The sequence below is a fragment of the Frankia sp. BMG5.60 genome, assembly GCF_059428125.1.
Genome location: NZ_CM182091.1, coordinates 1,749,135 through 1,772,370, shown reverse-complemented (window position 1 = coordinate 1,772,370; position 23,236 = coordinate 1,749,135). Strand labels below are relative to the sequence as shown.

General features: G+C 72.6%; 21 protein-coding genes. 11 read left to right on the top strand and 10 right to left on the bottom strand.

What is annotated here, in order from left to right; genetic code table 11:
* Nucleotides 1-31 precede the first annotated feature (31 nt).
* Nucleotides 32-3,319, top strand: a complete 3,288-nt coding sequence (gene fxsT, locus AC5R91_RS07090; RefSeq protein ID WP_495396346.1) for an FxSxx-COOH system tetratricopeptide repeat protein — start codon at nucleotides 32-34, stop codon at nucleotides 3,317-3,319.
* A 37-nt stretch (nucleotides 3,320-3,356) separates the two neighbouring features.
* On the opposite strand, the gene AC5R91_RS07085 is transcribed toward fxsT, so the two are convergent.
* Nucleotides 3,357-3,848 carry a hypothetical protein gene (locus tag AC5R91_RS07085; RefSeq protein ID WP_495396345.1) on the bottom strand — a complete coding sequence of 164 codons (492 nt, stop codon included), beginning with the start codon at nucleotides 3,846-3,848 and terminating at the stop codon, nucleotides 3,357-3,359.
* A gap of 285 nt (nucleotides 3,849-4,133) precedes the next feature.
* Here AC5R91_RS07085 and AC5R91_RS07080 point away from each other — a divergent pair, with 285 nt between their 5' ends.
* Together AC5R91_RS07080 and AC5R91_RS07075 are read left to right on the top strand one after the other, a co-directional pair.
* Nucleotides 4,134-4,832 carry a class I SAM-dependent methyltransferase gene (locus AC5R91_RS07080; RefSeq protein ID WP_495396344.1) on the top strand — a complete coding sequence of 233 codons (699 nt, stop codon included), beginning with the start codon at nucleotides 4,134-4,136 and terminating at the stop codon, nucleotides 4,830-4,832.
* A 25-nt stretch (nucleotides 4,833-4,857) separates the two neighbouring features.
* A complete protein-coding gene (locus AC5R91_RS07075; protein ID WP_495396342.1) occupies nucleotides 4,858-5,256 on the top strand; it encodes a DoxX family protein in 399 nt (132 codons plus the stop codon).
* Between the two features lie 323 nt (nucleotides 5,257-5,579).
* Here the strand turns inward: AC5R91_RS07075 and AC5R91_RS07070 are convergent, their stop codons facing one another.
* The 5 genes from AC5R91_RS07070 to AC5R91_RS07050 form a co-directional block, all read right to left on the bottom strand.
* Nucleotides 5,580-6,479 (bottom strand): Rieske (2Fe-2S) protein, encoded by a 900-nt coding sequence (locus AC5R91_RS07070; RefSeq protein WP_495396341.1) that lies wholly within the window; start codon nucleotides 6,477-6,479, stop codon nucleotides 5,580-5,582.
* Nucleotides 6,476-6,784 carry a sigma factor-like helix-turn-helix DNA-binding protein gene (locus AC5R91_RS07065; protein ID WP_495396340.1) on the bottom strand — a complete coding sequence of 103 codons (309 nt, stop codon included), beginning with the start codon at nucleotides 6,782-6,784 and terminating at the stop codon, nucleotides 6,476-6,478. The genes AC5R91_RS07070 and AC5R91_RS07065 overlap by 4 nt, the downstream gene beginning before the upstream one ends.
* Nucleotides 6,785-6,808: 24 nt before the next feature.
* On the bottom strand, nucleotides 6,809-11,746 hold the full coding sequence (pglW, locus tag AC5R91_RS07060; RefSeq protein WP_495396339.1) for a BREX system serine/threonine kinase PglW: 4,938 nt from the start codon (nucleotides 11,744-11,746) through the stop codon (nucleotides 6,809-6,811).
* 148 nt (nucleotides 11,747-11,894) lie between these two features.
* Nucleotides 11,895-12,827 (bottom strand): glutathione S-transferase C-terminal domain-containing protein, encoded by a 933-nt coding sequence (locus AC5R91_RS07055; protein WP_495396338.1) that lies wholly within the window; start codon nucleotides 12,825-12,827, stop codon nucleotides 11,895-11,897.
* A gap of 285 nt (nucleotides 12,828-13,112) precedes the next feature.
* Nucleotides 13,113-13,349, bottom strand: a complete 237-nt coding sequence (locus AC5R91_RS07050; RefSeq protein WP_495396336.1) for a hypothetical protein — start codon at nucleotides 13,347-13,349, stop codon at nucleotides 13,113-13,115.
* 472 nt (nucleotides 13,350-13,821) lie between these two features.
* On the opposite strand from AC5R91_RS07050, the gene AC5R91_RS07045 reads away from it, so the two are divergent.
* Nucleotides 13,822-14,640: a helix-turn-helix domain-containing protein gene (locus tag AC5R91_RS07045; RefSeq protein ID WP_495396335.1), complete on the top strand. Its 819-nt coding sequence runs from the start codon at nucleotides 13,822-13,824 to the stop codon at nucleotides 14,638-14,640.
* Nucleotides 14,641-14,728: 88 nt separating this feature from the next.
* On the opposite strand, the gene AC5R91_RS07040 is transcribed toward AC5R91_RS07045, so the two are convergent.
* Both AC5R91_RS07040 and AC5R91_RS07035 read right to left on the bottom strand, forming a co-directional pair.
* The gene (locus tag AC5R91_RS07040; RefSeq protein ID WP_495396334.1) at nucleotides 14,729-15,472 is read right to left on the bottom strand and encodes an enoyl-CoA hydratase/isomerase family protein; all 744 of its coding nucleotides are present in this window, start codon (nucleotides 15,470-15,472) and stop codon (nucleotides 14,729-14,731) included.
* 60 nt (nucleotides 15,473-15,532) lie between these two features.
* Nucleotides 15,533-16,261, bottom strand: a complete 729-nt coding sequence (locus AC5R91_RS07035; RefSeq protein WP_495397908.1) for a DUF72 domain-containing protein — start codon at nucleotides 16,259-16,261, stop codon at nucleotides 15,533-15,535.
* A gap of 1,008 nt (nucleotides 16,262-17,269) precedes the next feature.
* On the opposite strand from AC5R91_RS07035, the gene AC5R91_RS07030 reads away from it, so the two are divergent.
* Together AC5R91_RS07030 and AC5R91_RS07025 are read left to right on the top strand one after the other, a co-directional pair.
* The gene (locus AC5R91_RS07030; protein WP_495396333.1) at nucleotides 17,270-17,440 is read left to right on the top strand and encodes a hypothetical protein; all 171 of its coding nucleotides are present in this window, start codon (nucleotides 17,270-17,272) and stop codon (nucleotides 17,438-17,440) included.
* Nucleotides 17,441-17,696: 256 nt separating this feature from the next.
* Nucleotides 17,697-18,818, top strand: coding sequence for a DUF2637 domain-containing protein (locus AC5R91_RS07025; protein WP_495396332.1), 1,122 nt, complete (start codon nucleotides 17,697-17,699; stop codon nucleotides 18,816-18,818).
* Between the two features lie 143 nt (nucleotides 18,819-18,961).
* Here the strand turns inward: AC5R91_RS07025 and AC5R91_RS07020 are convergent, their stop codons facing one another.
* The gene (locus AC5R91_RS07020) at nucleotides 18,962-19,432 is read right to left on the bottom strand and encodes a pyridoxamine 5'-phosphate oxidase family protein (protein WP_495396331.1); all 471 of its coding nucleotides are present in this window, start codon (nucleotides 19,430-19,432) and stop codon (nucleotides 18,962-18,964) included.
* 229 nt (nucleotides 19,433-19,661) lie between these two features.
* Here AC5R91_RS07020 and AC5R91_RS07015 point away from each other — a divergent pair, with 229 nt between their 5' ends.
* Entirely contained in the window at nucleotides 19,662-20,207 is a 546-nt protein-coding gene (locus tag AC5R91_RS07015) for a DUF1360 domain-containing protein (protein ID WP_495396330.1), read from the top strand.
* A gap of 175 nt (nucleotides 20,208-20,382) precedes the next feature.
* On the opposite strand, the gene AC5R91_RS07010 is transcribed toward AC5R91_RS07015, so the two are convergent.
* Nucleotides 20,383-20,778 (bottom strand): VOC family protein, encoded by a 396-nt coding sequence (locus AC5R91_RS07010; protein WP_495396329.1) that lies wholly within the window; start codon nucleotides 20,776-20,778, stop codon nucleotides 20,383-20,385.
* A gap of 34 nt (nucleotides 20,779-20,812) precedes the next feature.
* Here AC5R91_RS07010 and AC5R91_RS07005 point away from each other — a divergent pair, with 34 nt between their 5' ends.
* The 4 genes from AC5R91_RS07005 (at nucleotide 20,813) to AC5R91_RS06990 (ending at nucleotide 23,234) form a co-directional block, all read left to right on the top strand.
* The gene (locus AC5R91_RS07005) at nucleotides 20,813-20,968 is read left to right on the top strand and encodes a hypothetical protein (RefSeq protein WP_495396328.1); all 156 of its coding nucleotides are present in this window, start codon (nucleotides 20,813-20,815) and stop codon (nucleotides 20,966-20,968) included.
* A gap of 429 nt (nucleotides 20,969-21,397) precedes the next feature.
* Nucleotides 21,398-21,724 carry a plastocyanin/azurin family copper-binding protein gene (locus AC5R91_RS07000; RefSeq protein ID WP_495396327.1) on the top strand — a complete coding sequence of 109 codons (327 nt, stop codon included), beginning with the start codon at nucleotides 21,398-21,400 and terminating at the stop codon, nucleotides 21,722-21,724.
* The gene (locus AC5R91_RS06995) at nucleotides 21,721-22,737 is read left to right on the top strand and encodes a metallophosphoesterase family protein (protein ID WP_495396326.1); all 1,017 of its coding nucleotides are present in this window, start codon (nucleotides 21,721-21,723) and stop codon (nucleotides 22,735-22,737) included. Before AC5R91_RS07000 ends, AC5R91_RS06995 begins: the two co-directional genes overlap by 4 nt.
* Complete coding sequence (locus AC5R91_RS06990; protein WP_495396325.1) at nucleotides 22,734-23,234, top strand: hypothetical protein; 501 nt, start codon at nucleotides 22,734-22,736, stop codon at nucleotides 23,232-23,234. The genes AC5R91_RS06995 and AC5R91_RS06990 overlap by 4 nt, the downstream gene beginning before the upstream one ends.
* The last annotated feature ends 2 nt before the right edge of the window (nucleotides 23,235-23,236 follow it).

Sequence of the window (23,236 nt, the reverse complement as noted above, 5' to 3'; positions counted from 1 at the left end):
GTGGTTTGGGTGACTGTGTCATGCTGTTCGGGTGACGGGCGGGGGCGATGGTCGCGCTCTCGATGTCTTCGTGTCCTGCGCCGCGGACGGGCTCGGCTGGGCTGAGTGGATCGCGGCGACGTTGGAGGACGCCGGGCATCGCGTCCAGCTCGGCGCCTGGGACGAGGTGCCCGGCACCCATCGGGTTTCCTGGCTGGACGGGGTGACGCGGCGGGCAAGCCACACCATCGCGGTGGTGTCGGACGGCTACCTGGATTCACCGACGGCGCCGACGGAGTGGGGCGCGGCCTGGTCCCCGCGGATCATGGGCGGCGAGCGCCGGCTACTGGTTGCGCGGGTGACGGACCGGCCGATTCCCGGGCTGCTCGGCCAGCTCGTCCCGATTGACCTGGTCGGCCGCAGCCCGCTGGCCGCGCAGACCATGCTGCTCGCGGCGACGCGTGGCGAGGCGACGCGTGGCGAGGCGACGCGTGGCGAGACCGAGCGGGTGGAGGCGGGGCGGTTTGCGGCCGGATGGGTGGAGGCGGTGCCTGGGCGGACGTCATCGACCGTCGGTCCGGTGGAGCAGGTGGAGCCGGTGGAGCCGGTGGAGCCGAGGGTGCCGGGCGGGCCGGAAGGCGTTCGCGGTTTCCCTGATCGGCCGGGTTTTCCTGGTGGGGCGCTGTTTCCCGGGGAGTTGCCGGCGGTGTGGAACGTGCCGCGGGTGGCGGCGCGGTTCGTTGGTCGGGCGCCGGCGCTGGGCCGGCTCGACGAGGCGATGTCGGGCGGCGGGCTGGTGGCGGTGACGGGGCTGGCGGGGATCGGGAAGACGCGCCTGGCCGTCGAGTACGTCCATCAGCAGCGGATGGGGTTCGACGCGGTGTGGTGGGTGCCGGCGGGTCGCCCGGAGCTGGTCGGCGAACGGGTGCGGGCGCTCGCACCCGCCCTGGGCCTGCCGGCGCATGCGGAGCCGGCGGCCGTCCTGGCCCGTCTCGATGCCGCCGACGGCCGCTGGCTGCTCGTCCTCGACGACGCGGCCGGCCCCGCCGAGCTGCCCGGCTGGCTACGGGCCTCGACCGGGTCGGGTCGGATCCTGGTGACGTCGCGTACCGGCGACTGGGACGACGCCGGCATGGTCGTGCCGCTCGGTCCGCTGGAACGGGCGGAATCGGTCGCGCTGCTCACCGACCGGCTGCCGGCGGTCGACCGGGCCGTCGCCGGACGGATCGCCGGCCAGCTCGGTGATCATCCTCTCGCGCTCGATCAGGCGGCGCATCGCATCCGCCAAGCCCGCGCGCCGGCGGAGACGTACCTGGCGGCGTTGATCGAGCGGCCGGCCGTCGTGCTCGGCCAGGGCGAGGCGCCCGGCCGGCCCGGGGTCACCGCGTCGACGTTGTGGGCCGAGCCGCTGCGCCGCCTCGACGCGGACGCGCCGGCCGCCGGTGAACTGCTCCGCCTCGTCGCGCACGGTGACGGCTCCGCGCCGCTGCCGCTGCGGCTGCTCGCCGCCGATCCGGCGGCGATCGGCAACGGGGAGTTGCGCGCGGTCGCGGGTGACCCGCTGGACCTGGCCGACACCGTGGCGACCCTGGAACGTAGCGGCCTCGCCCATCGGGATGGCTTCGCGCTGGCCGTGCATCCCCTGGTCCGCGCGGCTGTCCGCGCCGATACGAGCCCCGAGCACGCCGACCGGCTCGCGGCCACGCTCGGCCGGACGCTGCACGCCGCCCTGCCGGAGAACGTCACGGCGAACCCAGAAGCCTGGCCGGCCTGGCGCGAACTTCTCCCGCACGCCCTCGCCACCGTCGAGGCCACCGATCCCGCCGCCGACACCCCCGACACCGCCTGGCTCGCCGAACACGCCGCCGCCTACCTCACCGAACAGGGCCATCCCGAGCAGGCCGAACCGCTGGCCGCCCGCGCGGTGGCCGCCCACGAACGCCTCGACGGCGCCGACCACCCCGACACCCTCACCGCCCGCGAAACCCACATCCGCGCCGCCCTCAACGCCGACCACCTCACCGAAGCCGGCCCGCTGGCCGAACGCAACGCCACCGACCGCGAACGCGTCCTCGGCCCCGACCACCCCGACACCCTCACCAGCCGCGAAACCCTAGCCCGCGCCTACCAGCGAGCCGGCCACCTCGACCACGCCACCGACCTGTTCCAGCAGAACCTCACCGACCGCCACCGCGTCCTCGGCCCCGACCATCCGGACGCGGTGGAAAGCCTGCATGACCTCGGCGTGGCCTACGCCGACGCCGGCCACAGCGACAAGGCTGCGGGAGTCCTGCGAACGACCCTCACCGACCGCCACCGCATCCTCGGCCCCGACCACCCCGACACTCTCGACACCCACCACCATCTCGCCGTCACCTACGAGCGAATCGGCGCGACCGGCGACGCCCTCGCCCACGCCGAACCCACCCTCGCCGCCCGCGAACGCGTCCTCGGCCCTGACCACCCTCACACTCTCGACAGCCGCCACCAACTGGGCGTCACCTACCACCAGGCCGGCCGTCTCGACGACGCCGCCCGGGAACTCGACCAAGCGCTCACCGGCCGCGAGCATGTCGTCGGTCCGAACCATCCCCGCACCCTCGACAGCGCCCACGCTCTCGCCCGCACCCATCTCAAAGCCGGACGGCCCGAATCCGCCGTGCCGCTGTTCGACCAGGCCCTGACCGGCCGCGAACGCACTCTCGGCTCTGATCATCCCAAGACCACCCTGAGTCGAGAACGGCTTGCCGCCGCGCATATCGCGGCAGGCCGGCCCGGCGAGGCCACCCGCCACCTCGAAGGTGTCCTTGACTGCCACGAACGCGTCCTCGGTCGTGCCCACCCACGCGCCATGGAAGCCCGCGACGATCTCGCGGCCCACTACCGGGGAACAGGCCAACCCGAGGCGGCCCGCCACCATCTTGAACGCCAGCTCATCGCACGCGCCCGGACCGACGGCGTCGCCGACGCCCGCACCCTGCGCACAGCCACCGGCCTCGCCGAAGTATGCCGTGACACCGGCCGGCTATCCCAGGCCGTGGACCTCAACGAACGCGTTCACGCCATCCGGACCCACACCCTCGGCCCGGACCATCCCGAGACTCGCGCCAGCCGGACGACGCTCGCCGAGACCTATCGACAGGCCGGCCGACACGCCGATGCCGCTCCTCTCGGCCGTGACGCCCTTACCGACGCGATGCGCGACCACGGCCCCTACCACCCGGACACCATCCGCGCCCGCCGCGCTCTCACCGACACCGCTCACCTGGGCGCAGACAGACCGCCCCCACCCGAACGACCGCCGACACCCGAAACCGGGCATTCCCGCTTCGGTCCGTAGCCGACTGGGCCTGTCACCTGGCAATCACGGCGGTCCGTCAGCGTCTGTCCGGGGACCCATCACCATCACCGTGCGGGGACGTGTCCGCATCGTCGGACGGGCGGCCGAACCCCTCCAACTTGTCGAACAAGCGCGATCTCGCGTCGCTAGCAACACCCGACTGCTCGGCCGCACGCTCCCGCTCCTCTCGCGCACGCGCGTCCGCCGCCGCATTCGCCCGGTCTCGAAACTCCCGCATCATCTGGTCAAGCTCTTGTTGATCCGACTCGAACTCGTGCTCGTCGGCGAGGCGGTTCATCACATCGTTGCGGTCGCGGGACTGCCAGGTGCGGGTGAATGAGCCGTCCCAGTCGACCGGGCGCAGTGGCGGGCGGCCTGCGGATGGCGCATCCGGCGGTTCCGCGGAACCGCCCTGCGGCGGCTCGGCCGGCTCTGGACCGGCGTCGGCGTGGGAGTCCGCCGGCGAGGCTGCGTCCCGATCGGCGTCGGGGGCCTGCTCGGGGCCGGGGTCGGTCGGGGCATTGGACACGGTCATCCTCCCTGTGGCTGGCACCGCCGGTAATGATCCCACTCCGACCGGCTCGCCCTGCGGTCGAGGGTCAGCCTGCCTCGGCCTGGAAAGACAGCAGGTAGCCGGGTTCGGGCCGGGGAAGCGATGGCCCGGGTCGGGACGATTGGTCAACGCGTTCTGAGGTGTGAGCGGTCTCGGTGGTTGGCAGGGATCCGGTCGCGCTGTTCGGCGAGGGCGGCGCGGCCTTCAAGATCGCCGGCAAATTGTGTGGCGGGGCGTGGTGGTCTCTGCTCAGGTTGTCAGATGCGGCAGCGCTACGACGATTTCGCTGGCTGGTACGACGCCTATGCGACCCGGGGTGTGGGACTGCCGTTCGCCCGTGCTGCGGATCGCCTTCTGGCGAGGCTCCTCGGCCCTGGCCACGGCCGTCTGTGCCTTGACCTGGGCTGCGGCGGCGGTGCGCACGCCCCCGCGTTGACCGGCCTGGACTGGCAGCCAATCGGCGTGGACATCTCCGCGTCCCAGATCGACCTTGCCCGCCGCAAGGGCCTCACGGCGGTGGTTGCCAGCGCCGAGCGCCTCCCACTCGGCGACCAGTCCGTCGACGCCGCCACTATGATCATGACGACCACTGACTTCGACGACCTGCCTCAGGTGTTCGCCGAGGCCCACCGCGTGCTGCGGCCCGGCGGACGCCTGGTGGTCGTCGGCGCGCATCCCTGCTTCGGCGGCGTCTTCGTCGAACGCGACGGCCAGGGCACCTGCACCGTCCACCCCGGCTACCGCCGCCACCAGCGCGTCGAGCACCATCCTCTGCTCGGTGACGGGATCCGCTCCCGGGTCGGGGTCGTCAACGTCCCGCTACCCGTGCTGCTCAACGCGTTGACGGGCGCGGGGTTCGTCCTTGGGGAGACCGCGGAAGACGACGGCGACCAGCCGGTCCCGGAACTGCTCGGACTTGCAGCCGTCCGGCCAGGCCAGGCCGGTTCAGGCGCCGCCTGACACTCGCGGTGGTTCGATGGGCCCCATGACCCTTGTCCGCTTCACCCGGCCCAGCCCGTCGTTGATGACCGGGGCCTTCCTGGTCAGCGGGGTGACGCATCTGGTGCGTCCCGCCGTTTTCGAGCCGCTGATACCGCGGGCGCTGCCCGCCCCCCGGGCGATCGTCTACGTCAGCGGCGTCGCCGAGCTGGTCTGCGCGGCCGGGTTGCTGACGAAGGCCCGGTGGGCGGGACCGGCCAGCGCCGCCGTGCTCGTCGGGGTATGGCCGGGAAACCTGCACTCGGCCCTCGACGCCACGGCCAAGGCCCGGCGCAGCGGCGGCCAGCCCCGCGACGTCGCTCGGGCCGCCGCCATGTGGGCTCGTCTGCCGCTGCAGATCCCGATGATCCGCGCCGTTCTGTCCACCTCCCGCCGCGCCACCTGACGACCGGCCGCGAGCACCGAAGCGCATTCGTTCCGTCCTCCCTCTGGAGCTCGGCTCGGCGTTCTTGAGCTACCTCCAGTGGGGAACCGCGTCGCCTACCAGCAAGCGGCCGCCTTGGTGATGCCGCCCGCACACTCGCCCAGTTCCTCGCCGGCCGCGAGCAAGGTCCTGGACCTAACCGCCTCCACACTCTCGACAGCGCACAGGCAGGCCCTCGCCCGCGCACGCCTCCCCGCCAGGCCGATGGCGCTGCGTGGTGGAGCGTCGCGGGGCCGGCAGGCGGCGCTTGGGTGGAGGCGTTCAAGGGGTGTTGGCCTGGGTGCTCACGTGGGGGTGGGGGGCACGTAGACCTGCACGACGCCGTCGACCTCGCGAACGGTGAGGCTGGGCAGCGGACGCGGCGGGGTGCGAATCTTGTAGTTCACGACCTCGCCGGCCAGCGAGAAGGCCATGCGGTGGCAGGGGCAGTTCAGCCGCTGCTGCGCCGGGTCCAGGGCCAGCCGGCAGCCCTGATGCGTGCAGATGCCCGACGTCGCGCGGACCCGACCGCCGGTCCGCCGCACGAACCCGACCACGGTCCCGGTGTCGAAGGCACGCACTCCGCCCTCCGGCAGGTCCTGTGTGGTGGCGACGGTCCGCCAGATGCCGGCGGCGGGAACCAGGGTGCCGCCGGGCCCGGTCGCCGGCTCCGGGCCGGCCACCGACGGGTCTGCCCGGTCTGCGCCGCCGGGGCCGCCGGGGCCGCGCTCGCCGACGGCCCGGTCCACCCCGGCCCCGATCGCCGCGGAGCCGGCCGCCAGCGAGGTGACCTGGACAAACCGGCGTCGCGTCCCACGTCGCCGCCCCGCGCCGGTCCCGCCGGCAGCCGCCCTGTCTGCGGCGGGCCCGTCGGCAGCCGCCCCGTCGGTGGCGGCCCCGTCGGCGGCCACTCCACCTGCCGCGGCCCTGCCTGCCGCGGCCCTGCCTGTGGCGGCCCAATCGGCGGCGGCCCAGTCTGCGGCCGCCTGGTTGGAGGCAGCCTGGTCGGAAACGGCCTCGGCGGCGAGGCGCCGGTGCAGCCGTTCGACGAACTCCTCGCTTGGCACGTCGCTGCCGGGTCGGGCGGCCCGCAAGGTGATCGCCGCGCGCAGGGCGGCGGCGTCCTCCGGGCTCGCGTCGAACCGTCTGGGTCGCCGGTGGCCGATCAGGTCCTCGACGAACCGGCGCAGTCCCCGCCCGTTCATGTGGCCATCTCATCGCCGAGCCGGGCCGCCTTGCGCAGCGCGCGGTGCTGGAGAACCTTCGCGTTCCCGACCGTGATCCCGAGCTCGTCGGCGGCCTCCCGCAGCGTGCACGCCTCCAGAAACCGCAGCCGCAGGATGCGGGCGTACCGGTCAGGCAGCGCGGCGAGGATCGCCTCCGCGCGAGCGGGGTTGTCCAGCGCCGGACCGGCCGGGGCGCCAACGGTGGTGAACATCGTCTGGGCGGAATCCTCGTCGAGCGTGGTGACGGCAACTCCCAGGGTGCGCCGCCAGTGCGCGGCGAGCACCCCCGCGCCGCGGCGTAGCCGTGATCAGGACGCCTTCCCGGCCACGCCGATCTCCTCGTCGGCGGCCCGGTGGCGGTTGGTGACCCAGGCGTCGGGCAGCGTCACCCATTCGCTTTCGGTGACCAGTTGGACCAGGGCGCCGTCGAGGCGTGGTGGGCGGGTGGGTTCGGTCGTCGGGCACAGGACCCAGACCGGTCGGCCACCAGCGCGGGCCCGTTCGGCCAGCGCGAACAGTACGTCCAGGCCGCGGCCGTCGTAGCGGCCGAGCACGCCGGCGGCGTGCAGCAGCAGTGGCACCGGCCGGTCGCCGGGCCCAGCGCGGCGGGCGTCGTCGACCCGCGCGGTGAGCTGCGGCGCGGCGCGATCCCAGGCCGTCCGGACGTATTCGGCGAGGTTGCCGGCTGCCCGGCTGCCCGGCTCGGCGGCGTCGGCGCGCAGGATCGTCGCCCAGGTCGGCCTGGGCCGCGGGTCGACCTCGGCGTGCAGGGCGTCGAGGAACACGGCGGCAACGTCGACCGGCTCGGCGGCGAACCGGTGCGGGCGGGTCAGCTCCGCGCGGGCGGCCAGGTAGTGGTTGCGCCGGACGGTGAGTGCCCGGAAGCCGCCGGCCTCGGCGGCGGCGGTGAGCCGCTGTTCGGCGAGTGCCGCGGCCGCCCGGTCCGGGGTGTCGAACATCGTGCGCGCCGGCCGGCTGCCCAGGCCGGTGGCCTGGCGGACGACCGGCGTCCCCCGCGAGCCGAGCCCGGTAGAGGAGAGCAGGCCGTGCGGCGGTACATAGCCGTCGCGGGCGGCGTCCCATTCGAGGATGAACCCGGCGGCGGCCAGTGGGCCGTCGAGCGCCGGATGGGCCGGCAGCGCGGTGGCGAGGCCGGGAAAGCGGTTCTGCACCCGTTCACGGATGGTGGCGACGTCCAGCAACGGCCGGTCGGGCCGGTCGGGCCGCGCATCCGGCCCGCCGGGCCGCGGCGGGACCGCGGACGGGCGCGTGGGCACGCCGGCCTGGGCCAGGCGCAGCGCCCGGACGAGATCCAGATCGCGCGGATAGATCTCCAGGCGGGCGTTGGTGGCGGCGCTGCGCGAGGCGGCGGCGGCCAGCCGGACGAGGCGCTGCTGGTCGAGCGCCGGCAGCCCGGCCAGCCCGGCCAGCCCGATCAGCCTGTCGGCGGCCGGCGTGGCGCCGTCCGCCAGGCCCTCGTCGTCGGCATCGCCGGCGGCCGGCGCGGCGCGGACCGCGGCCAGCTCCCGCAGCACGGTGGCCGGGGCGGGCAACTCCTCGGCGCGCGCGAGCCGGTCCGCGGCCTTGCCCAGGGCGATGGCGTACGCGAACAGCGCGGGCGCCGCCGGGGTGAGCGGGCCGTCGTCCTCGGCGGCCTCCAGTGCGACCAGCGTCCGCTCGTAGAACCTGCGGCGGGCCAGACGCGGTTCGGAGTCGAGGTCGACGGTCTCCAGGGCGGCGCGGACCGCGGCGGCGGCGAGCGCGCGGCGTTCGGCCGGTGAACGCCGCGCACTGCCGCGACGGGCGAGCACGGCGGTGACGAGCTCGTCGAAGCCCATCACCCGGCCGGCGTCGCCGAGGATCTCGACCAGCTCGTCGCGCACCGAGCGGACCGCATCGTCGGCGTGCCAGGCCCTGCGCCGCGCGGTCAGTACCTGCGCGATCCGGCCCGACGTCACCCCGACCCGCTCGGCGATCTGCTGCTGCGGCGCCCACAGTGGCACGTCCGGCAGCGTGCCCGCGGCGTCGGGCAGGCCGAGGAGCAGGCGGCTCGCCTCGCGCTCGGTGGCGCTGCGCCCACCGGACAGGGCGCGGGGGAGCAGCCGGTCGGCGAGGTCCTCGACCGGCATGCGGGCGAAGTCCACCGCCACGGCCACCGCCGACGGCGTGGCGGCTGGCTGCTGCCCGACTGGCGTCGGCTGGGCCGGCGTGCCGGCCGGGGCGGCGTCGGCCGGGGCCGGGGCCGGGGCGAGGGCGCGGCGCCACTGCCGGATCCGGGACTGGAGCTCCTGGCGGGTCTTCGCGCCCGTACCCGGCAGGCTGATGATCTCCTTGGAGCCCAGTGCCAGCAGCGTGTCGACGGTCGTCGCGTTCAGCCGATGCGCGGCCGAGACCGCCCGTGGCGACAGGCCCGCGGCCTCCAACGGTGTGTCGGCGGTCGCCGCCGCGGCGGCCAGGTCGCGGGCCTGCTGAGCGGCCCGCTCGTCGGCGGTGCCCGCGGTGCCCGCAGTGGCGGCGGGGCGCAGGCCCGCCGTGCCGGTCGTCGGGTGGCCGTCGGCCGCCGGCTTGCTGTCGTCTGCCGGCTGGCTGTCGTGGGCCGTCGGGCCGTCGGTCGTCGGGCCGTCGGTCGTCGGGTGGACACTCGGGGTCGGCGGGGTGGAGTCGGCGGCGCGGAAGACGGCCTGCCAGGCGTCGCGCATGTCCTTCAGTGACGCGAACCGCCGCGCCGCGTCCCGGTCGAGCGCGCGTGGGAAGAAGGACGCCAGCCCGGAGCGGATCGCCGGGTCGAACGCCTCCGTGGCCACCGTCGGCGGGCCCGCGGTGAACCGCGCCTCGGCGGACCCGTCGCCCCACAGCGGCAGCTCGCCGGAGGCCATCTCGTGCAGGGTGACCGCCAGGGCGTAGCGCTCGGCGTGGTCGTCGTAGGTGGTGCGGGTGCCGGCGCCGAGGAACGGGTCCAGGTAGCGGGGCGTGCCGGCGGCGGTGTCGCGGACCGAGATGTTGGCCAGCGAGAAGTCGATGAGGACGAGCTGGTAGGTGCGGTTCGGCCGGCGGCGGATGACGATGTTGTCCGGCTTGAGGTCGCGGTGGGCGACGCCTTCGCCGTCGAGGTAGTCGACCGCGCCGAACAAGTAGTCGCTGTAGGTTTCCAGCTCGTCGACCGAGAGCCGGCCCTCGCGCAGCTTGCGGGCCACGGTCTGCTCGCCGGCGTGGTCGAGGACGAGCACCGCGCGCCCGCCGATGACCAGCGTGTCCGGGCGGGCCAGGCGGATCACCCGCGAGTCGTTCAACCGGCCCAGCACCGACGCCTCATGCTCCAGGCGCGCCGCCCGCTCGTCGGACAGGGCGACCTTGAGGACCTCGTCGCGGTTGGTCTTCTCGTTGTGGGCCAGGAAGGCGCGGCTCGTCGATCCGGTGCCCAGCCGCTCCCGGATCCGCCACTCGCCACCGACCAGGTCGCCGCGCTGGGCCTCCAACGGGTCCGCCTCGGCAACCTGCTCGTCCCGCTCCGCCGTGGGCGGGTCCGCCGGCGGGCCGCCCGCGGCGCTGTCGCCCGCGCTGCTGTCGCCCACAGTGCCGTCGCCGGGGGTGCCGTCGCCGGGGGTGGCCGCCGGGACGTCCGGCCGGGTGAACTCGTCCTCGACGAGCAGCAGCCAGTCGAGCAGCTCGCCAACGCTGGAGTAGCGGTTGTCCGGCAGCGGGCGGGTCGCCTGCGCCACCAGCTCGTTCGCCGTCTCGGACAGCGAGTCGACGACCTCCGCCGGGTGCAGGCCACCTGACTGCTCCAGCCTCGCCTTCAGCGCGTTCGGGCTGTCTGCGGGCGGCTGGCCGGTGAGGATCAGGTAGGCCAGCGCGCCCAGGCCGAAGACGTCGATGCCGACCGGGTCCGGGTAGGGGGCGCCGATCTCGGGCGCCAGGTAGCCGGCGGCGGCCAGCTCCAGATGCGGCAGGAACCGGGCCGCGGGCTCCACCGCCAGTTCCAGCGACCTCGTCGTCATCGCGCTCGTCAGCGCGCCGGTGCCCGAGCCGGCGTCGCGGGCCGCCGCCTGCCAGTCGCTGATCATCAGTTTGGGTGCGAGCCAGCCCTGCCCGCCGGCCCCGTTGCCGGACCCGCCGCCGTTCCCGCCCGCACGGCGGCCCCGGCCACCGGACGGCACGACCAGGACGCTGCGGGCGGCCAGCGCCCGATGGTAGAGATGCCGGCCGTGCGCGTAGGCGACCGCCTCGGCGAGCTGGCGGATCATGTGCAGCCGGGTGCCGGCGTCGAGGCGGTCACCGTACTGGTCGAGATAGTGGTCCAGGCGCATCTCGTCCGGCCGGTGGCGGAAGATCAGCGCCGGGCCCGCCTCGTGGCCTTCCAACCCGTCGACCTGGACGATCCCCGGATGGTTGATCCCGTGCAGTACCAGGAACTCCCGACGGGCGACCGCCTCTCGGTTCGCCCGCTCGGCCTCCCCGGCGGCCCGCTCGACGAGGTAGATCCGCACCCGTCGCCGCTCGGAGGCGACCTGGGCGTGGGCGGCATGGTAGTCCTGCCAGGTCGGGCCGGAGTCGAACGCCGGGAACTCCAGTTGCCAGGAGCCCACCCGCTGGTGACGTCGGCTACGGGCGATCCCGACCGCCGGCAGGAGTTTGGCCAGGGTCTTCGACAGCCCGGGGGTGACCCGCTGCCGCTCGTCGCGTAGCGGCGCGTCCAGCAGGCCGGACCAGATCGACGGCAGCGTCGCGCCGCCCCTGCCGCCGCTCGTGGTGGTGTTCTTGGCGCTGCCGCCAGGGGCGCCGCGCTCGGGTCCGAAGATCCAGTGGAGCTGGTGGTCGGGGAACTCGACCCGCAGGGTCGGGTTCGACAGGAAGACCGCCGGCTGGATGAACGGGATCTTCGTCCGGCTCGCGCGGCCGGCGTTCTCCAACAGGGACCGCAGCTCCTTGGACTTCTGGTTCGCCAGGTGCAGCGGGTTGTCGAAGATCCGGGTGTTGCCCGAGTCGCGGTGCTGGGTCCAGTTCGACCCGGACGCGGTCAGTCGGCCGACGAGGCTCTTGATCTCGATGAGGTAGACGCCGCCGCGGGCGACGACCAGCAGGTCGACCTCGCGGATGTGCCCGGTGGTCGCGGTGAAGGTGAAGTTCGACCAGGCCCGGTACGGCTCGGCGTCCGGCAGCAGCAACCGGACATGCTCCAGCGCCTCCCGCTCGTGCGGGAACTGCGACGGCGTGACCGTCTCCCACCGGCCCTGCCCATCGCGCACCCCGTCACCCCGCCGTGTCCGCGACCCTGCCCCCGGCCGTCGCGCCCGCCATGTCGCTAACCGTGACACTAGCCCTGTTCGTTACACGAACGGGCGGGGAGGCCACGAACTCGTGGTCGTTGCGTGGCGGATCCGCTGTGCCCTGCGCCTACGCGTCGTCGCCGGGCGCGGTGTCCCAGCCCGCCAGGGCGGCGGCCGGCTCCGAGAAGGTGGCGAAGTCGGTGGTCGCGCGGAAGGCGGGGAGCTGGTAGAGGCCGCGGGCGTAGGTCCACAGGTGCGGGTAGTCCGACAGCGGCGGCAGGGTTGCCAGGTCGTGGCGACGGCCGCGGTAGCGGACCAGGGAGACCCACAGGCGCACGTCGGCCTCCGTCAGTTGGCCGCCGACCAGGTACGGGGCGTCGGCGAGCCGGGCGTCGAGCGTCGCGAACGCGTCGAGCAGCGTCGCGCGGACGGCGTCGTCGTGGGCCGCCCGGTGCGCCCCGTGGTTCACCGCCGGGCCGATCCAGGAGTCGAGCTCGGCGATCTCGGCGCGCAGGTGCTCGGGGTAGGTGTCGGCGCCGTTCGACCAGCGGCCGAACTGGGTGGCCAGGTCGATCCCCAGGCTGGTGAAGTCGTTGGACACGACCTGACCGGTCTGGCGGTCCCACAGCGTCGGGACGGAGACGTGGCCGTCGAAGCCCGGCTCGGTGCGCTCGTAGGCGTCGCGCAGCAGGGTGAAGCCGTTGACCGGGTCCGGGCCGTAGGTCTCGCGGAACCCCCAGCCGCGGGCGTCGCGGGTGCCGTCGACGTAGGAGACGCTGATGACGTCCTCGAGCCCGTGGAGCGCGCGCTCGAGGGTGACGCGGTGCGCCCACGGGCAGAACCAGCCGGCGTAGATGTGGTAGCGGCCCGGCTCCGCCAGGAATCCGCTCGACCCGTCGGCGGTGATCCGCCCGGTGAACCGGTACAGCGGCCGGGTGTCCGCGGGGTCGCGTCGAATCGCGTACTCGCCGTAGGTCGCCACGTCGGTCGGGCTGGCATAAGCCGGCCCCGTGGTCTCGGTGACTGCGGTGGTCTCGGTGACGGCGGTCGTCTGGGACATCCGTGTCCTCCTCGGGGCGTGGCTGGCGGGGCCACGCCGATCACGCCGCCCGCCTTCTCCAAGACCGGCGAGCTCCTCGCTATTCCGATCGGGTGAGCAGAGATACCGTCACGCGGCGGCGGGGGTCGTGCAGGGGTGGAGGCGACCGGGGATGTCGTCGGGCACGCCCTGACGCCCTTCGCGGCGGTCGCCCATGGAGGTGCAGAGCCAGCGCGCCGAGACGGTGGGCCGATGGAGTGACTCAGGGGCGTCGGACGATGCGCGTCGTCGGGTGGTTCCCTGCGCTTACGGGGCGAGGCGGGTCGGGTCCGCGGGGACGACGCGGAACGCGCCGCCCACGATTCTGCCGTACATCTCCGCCGACATCGGCCCGGGAAACGTGGCCCCGACCGACGTGGGTGAACCGTCGTCGTCGACGAAGACGACCGCGTAGGACTCCGGCGCGGAGCATCGGCTGCAGACTGTGGACTCGGCGCGGGTCCAGCTTGCCTCGGACGGCAGGTGACGCCGGGGCCCTTTCATACCGCCCCTGCCCCGTGGCGGTGCGGCCGGGTCGGTGCCCCCGCCGGTGCGCCCGCAGAAATGTGAAGCGATTTATCCTCGCTGAAGAAATTGAATGTCACCTCGCCGGCATCGGTGAGCCGGTACGTCCTCACCATGCTCCACTCCTCGTCCGCATGAATGCTGGTTGTGGCTGTCACCCACCTGGGTGCACCCACGACGCTCGCCGATGGCGGGCCCCTTGGCGAGGGTGTGAGAGCCGTCATACTTGACGCGGAAAGGTGGATACGGTGGCCCCGTGCCGGTGGGCCACCCGTGACGCGGGGGAGACCTGGTTGCGTGCGACGATCAGTCGACGATCCGGGCCGACCTGGCAGCCCGCGTGCCCGCTCCGGGGTGTGACAACAATCCGGGGTGTGACAACAAGCAGACCAGGTGGAAACGTCCGGCGACGAACCAGAACCGAGGACTCCGGGTAGACGATGTGATGGACATGCAACCCTGCCTTGCCACTCTCCTGGAGAGGATCGTCGAGCTGAGGAAGGCGGCCGGGCTGAGTCAGGCCCAGCTCGCCAGCCGGGTCCGCTACCAGCCCAGCTACTTGTCCAAGGCGGAGCGCGGCCTGCTCGGTGTGCCGTCCCAGTCGCTCATCAGCGCGATCGACGCCGAGCTGAACGCCGGCGGTCGGCTGGTCGAGCTGCGGCGGCACGCCTGGCTGGAGGACAAGGGGAGCCAGGCAGGCATCACCTGGCCACGAGCACTGGAGGAGGTGGACACCACGGATCGTCGACAGCTCATGGTGGGGGGAAGCGCCGCCGCCGTCGGTCCCGTCGCAGGCCCGCAGCCGCCGGCGCCCGCACCCGTGCCGTCGCCGGGAGGTGTGGGCCGCTGGGCCGGTGGCGGCGTCGACCTGTCCGGGCGCTGGTGGACGGCCTGGCAGACGTTCCGGGACGGCGAGGAGATCCATTCCTCGCAGGAGGCGAGCCTGGAGCAGTCCGGAGCGAAGATCCACATCGAGGCGATCACTCGCGGCCTGTCCACCGAGGAGGGCGGATACCTCTGGTGGGGTGAACTACAGATCTTCGACGAAGAGATCATCATGGGCTGGTATGTCAGTTCCGAGGGTCCGGTGCGCTCGAAGGGGTCGCTGTTCTTCTCGCTGAATCCGCACGGCGACCGCCTCACCGGGCGGTGGGTCGGGCTGAGCTACGACGGCATTTTCATCGAGGGCTGGGGTGCGGTGGCCCGCGACGAGCAGACCGCGCTCGCCCTCATCGAGCGGCTCAAGAAGCAGTATCCGAAGGTCGCCTGAGTCCCGGCGCGCGCGCCGCATGGTCTCGGCGCGCAGGCATGGTCTCGCCGCGCAGGCATGGTCTCGCCGCCACCGGCCGGTCGGCGTCTCATCCGGTGAAGAAACTCTGGTGGCGCCGCGCCTCGGCGTCGACGAATTCCGCCATGCCGCTGCGTTCGGCCAACAGGAGGTTGGCCTTCGTTCCACGCACGGATCTCAGCGGGCGCGCTCCCAGCTCGGTGACCATCGCGGCCACCTCCGCCTCGAACCGGTCGTCGGGAAACACCCGGGCCACCAGCCCGATCCGCCGGGCATCGTCCGCGGTCAGTTTTGCCGGCAGGAAGCAGAGGTCACGCGCCGCGGCCCCACCGAGCGCGCGGGACAACGTCCACGGCAGGCCGAGCTCGCTGGTGAGACCGAGCTGGGGGAACGCGACGGAGAAACGGGCGCGGTCGGTGGCGACCCGCAGATCGCACGCCGCCGCCCAGCCGAACCCGGCACCGGCGCATCCGCCGTTGACCGCGGCGATGGTGAGCTGCGGCATCTCGTGCAGCAGGGTCGCCGACTGGTAGGCCTCCACCGGTGGGAGGTCGGGGTCGTGGTCGGTGAGCACCGCCGTCAGATCCGCGCCCGGGCAGAACGTCCGACCGGCGCCGGTGAGGACGACGACGGACAGTGTGTCGTCGCGGGCGAGCTCGGTGAGCGCGGCGTGCATCTCGATCATCATGGTCGTGGTGACGGTGTTGTGCGCGGCCGGCCGGTTGAACCGGACCCAGGCGACCGGCGCGCTGACGCGCACGTCCAGGGTGGTCCAGGGGCCCTGCGCGGGGTGCTGCGACGGTTCGGCGGTCATCATCCGTCCAGTCTTCTCGCCTGAGCACCCTCGCCTGAACCCCGTCTGTTCGAGTACCGCTCACGCGCCGCACAGTCGGCGCACTCGGCGGGAGTTGTCGACGGCGTATCCGTGGCCGTCGTTGTTGAAGTAGGCGTAGACATCCAGGCCGCCGCCGGCCCATTCGTCGATGCGGCCGGCCCACCAGCGCAGCGCGTCATCGTCGTAGGAACCGGCGTAGAGGGTCGCGGGGTCCGGGCCGTGCAGGCGCACGTACACGAACGGCGCGGTGGCCCGCAGGACACACGGCAGGCCGGCGCCGCTCATGACGCAGTAGGCCGCGCCGTATCGTTCGAGGATCCGGTAGACCCCCTCGTCGTGCCAGCTCGGATGGCGGAACTCGACAGCCACCCGCATCCACGGCGGCACCCCGGCCAGGAAGTACTCCAACCGGGCGTCGTCGCGGCTCTGGCGCCCGTCGAGCTGCACCAGGACTGCTCCTCGGCGGTCGGCCAGTTCATGCCAGGCGCCCGCGATCCGACTCGTCCATGCCTCCGGTGCGTAGAGCCGCTTCGCGTGGGTCAACCCACGGGATGCCTTCACCGACATCACGAAGCCCGGCGGTAGCCGGCGGCGCCAACCAGCGAACGTCGCGTCGGCCGGCCAGCGGTAGAAACTGGCGTTCAACTCGACCGTGTCGTATTCGGCCGCGTAGACAGCAAGGCGGCGGCCGGGCGGCGTCCCCGGCGGGTAGAGCACGCCTTCCCAGTGGTCATAGCTCCATCCCGAGGTACCGATGTGGACCGCGATCGTCGTTCAGCCTCCTCAGGTCGATGCGAGCCGTGCCTCTCGCGCGATCGCGGCCTTGATCTCGGTCTCGGCGAGTCAGCCGCGTGTCGGAGGGAGAACGACCGTCGTCCAGCCGTCCTCGCGGTGGTCGACGTGAAGGTCGCGCACCTGACGCCGCCATACCCGGCATTGGGCCACTAACCCTGCCCGGCCTCTGGGTCGCGTATCCACTTGTGCTCAAGGGGTGGCGTGCGGCAGGCACCGTGGCTGGTGCCTGCCGTGGTTGCGTCGGCAATTGCAGGAGGTTGACGACGGTTGGGGCCGGCTTGGACGGTCATTAAGCTCCTGCCTCTGCTGGCCGCGACGTGGCCGCGACGTGGCCGCGACGTGGCCGCGACGTGGCCGGGACTGCCGCGGACCGATCTTCGTATCTGTGCGTGATCGATGGGGTGAGGAAATGCTTCCGCCCGGCGCCCCGTGCCGATTTGCGGTCAGAAAGCGGCCAGATCGTGCCGAGGCTTGGGTACGGTTTTCGGCCCGAAAAGTGGCACGAGCCCTCGGCTCGATTCCGTGTGTAGGAAGGCACAGAAAGACATGAAGGCGGGATTCGTCTGCGAGCACCAGCCCCGAGCCCGACGCCCGGTGTTCCGCGGAACCGCGCCATGCCGCCGGGCAGGACCTCGACTTCCGCTACCACGCCCTTACCTGCACACCTCGACTTCCGCGATCACGCTCGCACCTGCACACCTCGACGGTCAGGATCAAGGAACGCGACAGGCCCCCACAACCACACACGTCGCCTCACCCAGCCCGGCCGCTCACCCTGCCCGCTCACCCAGCCCGGCCGGGCAGGTTCGACCTCGGCCGTCGAGGCACACCTGTCCCGCGACCGGCGACGTCCGGCGAGGACCCGCCAACCGACCTCGGGCTCGCCGGTATTGACCCGACGGCAGATACCGTGAGGCGCACGTCTGGTACGACCGGGAGAAGAAGGACGAGTTCACCGGATACAAGCTGCTCATCGCTGACGTGATCGACGGCGAGCTGACAGTTGTTCCTCGCGGGGTGATGGCGGCGGAGGTAATGCAGGGCTCGCGCGGCGGCGTGAATCTCTCCGCGGCCGACATCACCCGGGCCAGGAATCACCTCGCCAAGTACTACAAGAAAATGGGCGACGACGCCCCCTGGGAAGCGCGGTAAGCACCAGATCATCGGATCTCGCCCCGAGGTTGGCCCCGGTCGAGGGGTCGACTGCGTGCAACGGATCCGATCCGAACGGTCAGGGCTGACGGTCGCCCATTGTGATCTGGGAGACGCGTAGGCGGACAGAACTATCACGGTTGGCATCAGGGCGAATACTGACATTCCGCATCTATCGGGGTGTTCGGACCACGCAATCGGCTTCGGCGCAAAATGGCTCCGGACGGGGCATTCTGGAGCAGGCGAGGAGATTGGTGTGGACGGTGATCAGCCGGTGAGCGAGGGTCGATCCTCCGGTGTCCTGGCGGAGCGGGCGATCCGGATCACCACGGTGGTCGCGGTGGCGACGGTGGCGGTGGTGGCGGCCTTCGTCTCCTATCGGCACATGCGCGGGGTCGCGATCACGCATGGAGAGGACTCGATGACCGCGGCGGTGCTGCCGTTCAGCGTGGACGGGCTGATCGTGGCCGCGTCGATGGCGATGCTGGCGGACCGGCGCGCCGGGCGGGACCGGTCCTGGCTGGCCTACCTCCTGCTGGCGCTCGGGGCCTGCGCATCGCTGGTCGCGAACGTGCTGCACGCCGAACCCACGTTCACCGCCCGGATCATCGCCGGTTGGCCGCCGCTGGCGCTGCTCGGTTCCTACGAGCTGCTCATGCGTCAGATCCATCCGGCCGGACGCCGGACCGCCGGCGATCCGGTCACGGCCGCCCTACCGATCCCACCGCAACGCGGCCCGACGCCCACCGCGACGATGCCCACCGCGACGATGCCCACCATCACGACGTCCACCACCGCGGCCGCCGTCACCGCGCCCACAGCCAACGTCACCGACGCTGACGCCACCACGGCGACGCCTGCCCCGGCCCCGGCGCCGGACGCGGCTGACCACCCGAGCCGGACCGAAGCCCGTGGACCCTCGCCCCAGGCGGACGACGACACGGATTGGGCGGACACCGATCGGGCGAGTGCCGATCGGTCAAGCATGGATCGGTCAGGCATGGATCGGTCAGGCATGGATCGGTCAGGCATGGACCGGGCGGATACCGATCGGGCGGACATCGATCGGGCCGATACCGATCGGCCGGAGGCGGCGTCGCCCGCCGGGCTGGACGGTGCGGCGGACCCGGCCGTGAAACGCGAGGCGATCGCGCGCACCCTCGACCAGACCGGCGGGTCGGTCACCCAGACGGTCGCGGTGCTCGCCGCGCAGGGCATCACGGTCAGCAGGAGCTGGGTCTACCAGGTCCGTAGGAACACGCCGTACGCCGACGTCAACACCGTCTCGCCCACCCGGCCCGCGCACCGGCCCAGCGTCCGCGGACGGCGCCGCGGCATGGCTTCCGAGCGGGCCCTCGTTCCCACCTCCAGCCAGTAGCCGACCGACGGCCGTGGCGGCGTCCCGCGTCACGGCCGGTCGGCCGGTCCTGACCGAAGGATTCCCCCATCCTCGTCGAAGGTGCCGGCTGCGGCGGCATTGCGATGGGCGCCCAGCCCGGGCAGACGCTGCCGGAGGCGACACTAATCCCGCTCAGTCCTCAGCAGTCCTCGCTCGGGCGTCCATGACTCGATGACGAGCCCTGTGGCCTCGGCGTTGAGGCGGGTGATGACGACCTCGGTGATGTCGGCGACGAACAGCTCGCCGTCAGGATGCTCGCTCGTCTCGGCCGTGGTCACCGGGCCGGCGAGAATGGCCCGCCCGGCGATCTTCGCCTCACCCGGCCAGTCGCTCTCCCTGCCCTGCTCGGGGTGGAAGGTCGGGCCGTGCAGCGCGAAGCGGGGATCTCGGCGGAGATCCGCGCCCTTGCGGGCGTCGGTCATCGAACCGAAGCGGAGATCGCCGTCGGTGAACTCGCACTCGATGCCCGAGATACGGGGCGAGCGATCGGCGCGCAGCGTTGCGATGGTCTTGTGGCGGCCGGCATCGAACAACCGCCGCACCCGCCCGGCGAACTCCGGTTCCGCCTGCTCGATCGCCTTCCACGCTGGCACGCCGCGAAGCATACCGGCAACGGCCGACTGGCCGGGTCCGAACACGAGGGCGCACCGAGGGCGCCCTGCGCCGAACAAAACGGCGAGAGCGGATTCGGTCGGCGTCCGCCGTCGCTCCCGGCCCGGTCGTATTACCCGGGTGAGTCGTCTTGCCCAGGTGATCTTCGGGTGCCGCCGACGTGGCGTCGCTCGGTTTGGGGTCCTCGGTCGGGGTACGCCCGGAATAATGATGACTACATGGGAATCGACCGCGCGCCAGGTCACCGATCGGGTCACCGGGATCGCGCGGCGGGAGGAAGCGGAGTACTCCGGTGGCGAGCCGCGTCCGCTGGGCGGGTACCTCGCGACGTTGGGGACCTATGGCGCCGTGTGCGCCTCGATGGTCGGGGTCGCCCGGCTGGTCGGGGCGGCGCCGCCTGAGCGGGTGCGCGCGGCCGACCTCGCGTTGGTCACCGTCGCGACGCACAAGCTCAGCCGTGTGCTGACCAAGGACCCGGTGACGAGCCCCCTGCGGGCGCCGTTCACCCGTTTCCGCGGCCAGTCCGGTCCGGCCGAGCTGGCCGAGGATGTGCGCGAGTCCAGCCAGGCTCGGCACAGCCTCGGCGAGCTGCTCACCTGCCCGTTCTGCGCCGCGCAGTGGGTGGCCACCGGTTTCGTGTTCGGGCTGGTGGTCGCCCCCCGGTTCACCCGGCTGGCCGCCTTGGTGTTCACCGCCGCGGCCGGTTCCGACGCCCTCCAGTTCGCCTATGCCCGCCTGGAACAGGCGGCCGAATAGTCGGACGACCGGCCGGGATGAGGCCTGGCTCCCCGTCCCGGCCTGGTGTCCGAGCCCTCGGCTGCCACGACCCGGAACCAGATGATCTACAACTACGTCGCCTGGCGAACCAGCGCGCAGAAAATCAGAGACTGCGGCAGATCATCCAGCGGGCCGAACGCGGCCTGACGAGGCTCTAGATATCCCCGGTCAAGATCCGCTCTGCCTGACTGCGCTCCACACAGAACTCGTTCCCTTCAACGTCGATCAGAACGACCCAGCCCGTACCGTCCGGCTTGCGGAAGTCCGCGACAAGCTTGGCGCCCAAGCCCAACAGCCGCTCGACTTCTTCATCCCGAGATCGGTCCTGTGGCTGAAGATCCAGGTGCAGCCGGTTCTTGACCTTCTTGCCCTCGGGTACAGCGAGGAAAAGAAGGCCTGGCCCGCTGCCCTCTCCGGTGCTCACGAGTACCTCCGGGACCTCGGGCCGGTCGTCCTCGTGGAGGACCCCTCCCAGGACCTCTGCCCAAAAGGACCCAAGAGCGTGGGCATCGGCGCAGTCGAACTCGATATTGCGTATGATCGAAGTCACGGTGTCACTATCGGCCGTCGGCGACGAGCGCGGCGTGCAACGCCCTGACTCGCAACTCAAGGTCGGCCGCGAGGTTCCCACGCACGAGGTCACCGCGGTGCACTTCGTCGACATGCTGGTACACCGCTGGGACCTCCCCGGGCGCTGGGCCGCCCGTACGCCGCGCCGGACGAGCTCACTCGTGTCGTGAACCCCTGCGGCGGGGTCGGCCGCGCGCCACGCCCCCGACGACCGACTGCCAACGGGTGATCACCCGGGCCGTGTAACCACCCCGGCTATTGATGACCGCGACGACAGACGCGGTCCACGAGCCGAACACGGTGGGCCCATGGCACTGGCCCGGGTGACGGGCCGGAAAGGCAGTTATCCGATGTGGTGTTCTTCTGCGCTGCGCCGACCGCGGCGGCTGTTCGCGGTCGCCGTTCTGGCGGTGGCGTTTCCCGGTCTTGCGGCCTGCGGCAGCGGGTCGGGCGGGACGTCGCCGGCCGCGGCACCTGCGTACACTCCCACCGCGACGGCGACCTCAGGGGCCGCGGCGTCTGGGGCCGGGGCGTCTGGGGCCGGGGTGAACGGTGGCACGACGCCGGCCCCGATGCCGGGCATGTCAGGGATGCCCGGGATGGCGACGGGTGCCCCGGGTGCGACGGGTGCGACGGGTGCGGGTGGTGGGACGGCGGCGGGCAAGCCGGTGTCGACGACCAGGGTCGCCATCCAGAACTTCGCATTCTCGCCGGCGACCGTCACGGTGAAGGTGGGCACGACGGTCACCTGGACGAACCAGGATTCCGAGCCGCACACGGTCACCGCGAAGAGCGGGGCGGGCCCGGACTCGCCGACCCTCGACCAGGGGGCGACCTACCAGTACACGTTCACCAAGGCCGGTCAGTACCCCTACCTGTGCACCATCCACCCCTTCATGCTCGGCACCGTGGTGGTGACCCCGTGAGCGCCGGCGACGAGCGCGACCCCCGCGGCGCCCGACCCGGCGAGCCGGATCGGCCGGGTGAGCCGGATCGGCCGGGTAAGGCGGATCGGCGGGGTGGCATGAGCCGGCGGCAGTTGGCCCGCCACGGCGCGTGGTTCGGCGCGGCGGTGGCGCTCAGCGTCGTCGGCGGCGAGGTGATCAGCTCGGTCGTCGGTGGGACGACACCGAGCGCCGCGGCGGCCGACGACACCGCCACGCTGCGGTTCGTCCAGGTCAGCGACAGCCACCTGGGCTTCACCGGAACGGCGAACCCCGACGTCACCGGCTCGTTCGCCCACGCGATCGACCAGGTCAACGCGCTGCCCTACCGGCCGGACTTCGTCATGCACACCGGCGATCTCACCCACCTGTCCACCGCCGCCCAGTTCGATCAGGTCAAGCAGATGCTCGGCGGCGTGCGCGCCGGCAGCGTGCACACCGTGCCGGGGGAGCACGACTCGGTCGGCGACCATGGCCGCGGCTACCTGTCGACCTTCGGCACCGGGTCCGCCGGTGACGGCTGGTACAGCTTCGACCTCAAGGGCGTCCACATCCTCGCGCTGGTCAACACCCTGAGCCTGGAGAAGCTCGGCCATCTCGGCCCGGACCAGCTCGACTTCGTGCGCAGGGATGTCGCCGGCCTGTCCAGCGACACGCCGATCATCGTCTTCTCCCACATCCCACTGTTCGCCATGTACCCGGCGTGGGGCTGGGGCACCGACGACGCCGCGCAGGCCCTGAGTCACCTGCGGCGGTTCTCCTCGGTGACCTGCCTCAACGGCCACGTCCACCAGCTGTTCACGAAGACCGAGGGCACCGTGACCTTCCACAGCGCCACCACGACCGCCTACCCCCTGCCCCGGCCCGGGGACGGCCCGGCACCGACGCCGCAGACCCTGCCCGCCGGCCGGCTCCAGGCCGCGCTCGGCATCCGCGAGGTCAGTCACGTCCGGGGCCAGGCCACCCTGGCGATCAAGGACAGTGTGCTCGCGTGACGACGTCGGAGACTCTCGCGGCGCCGGGCGGGCCCGGCGCGCCGGGATCGGCCCCGGCCGGGCCGGCGCGGATCGTCCGGGGGGCGGCGAAGGTCGTCGTGGCCGCCCTGCTGGCCTGGAGCGGCTACATCCACTACGACCTGTACGCCGACCACGGCTACCGCTACATCCACACCATCGGCCCCGCGTTCCTCGTCCAGGCCGGGGGTTCGTTCGCCGTCGCGTTCCTGCTTGTGGTCAGCGTGGCGCTGCCCGGGTCGTTCCTGCTGTCCGTCCTGGCCGCGGGCCTGTCCGGGGGCGCGCTGGTCGGCTTCGCGCTGTCCCGGACGACCGGCGTCGCCGGGTTCGAGGAGCGCGGCTTCACGCCCTCCCCGGACGCCGCGATCAGCGTGGCCGTCGAGATCGGGGTGCTGGTCGTCCTCGCCGCGGTGGCCGCGGTGGCCGCGGTGAGTCGACCGTCCGGCCCCGCCTGGACGGACCGGCTCACCGGACGTTGACC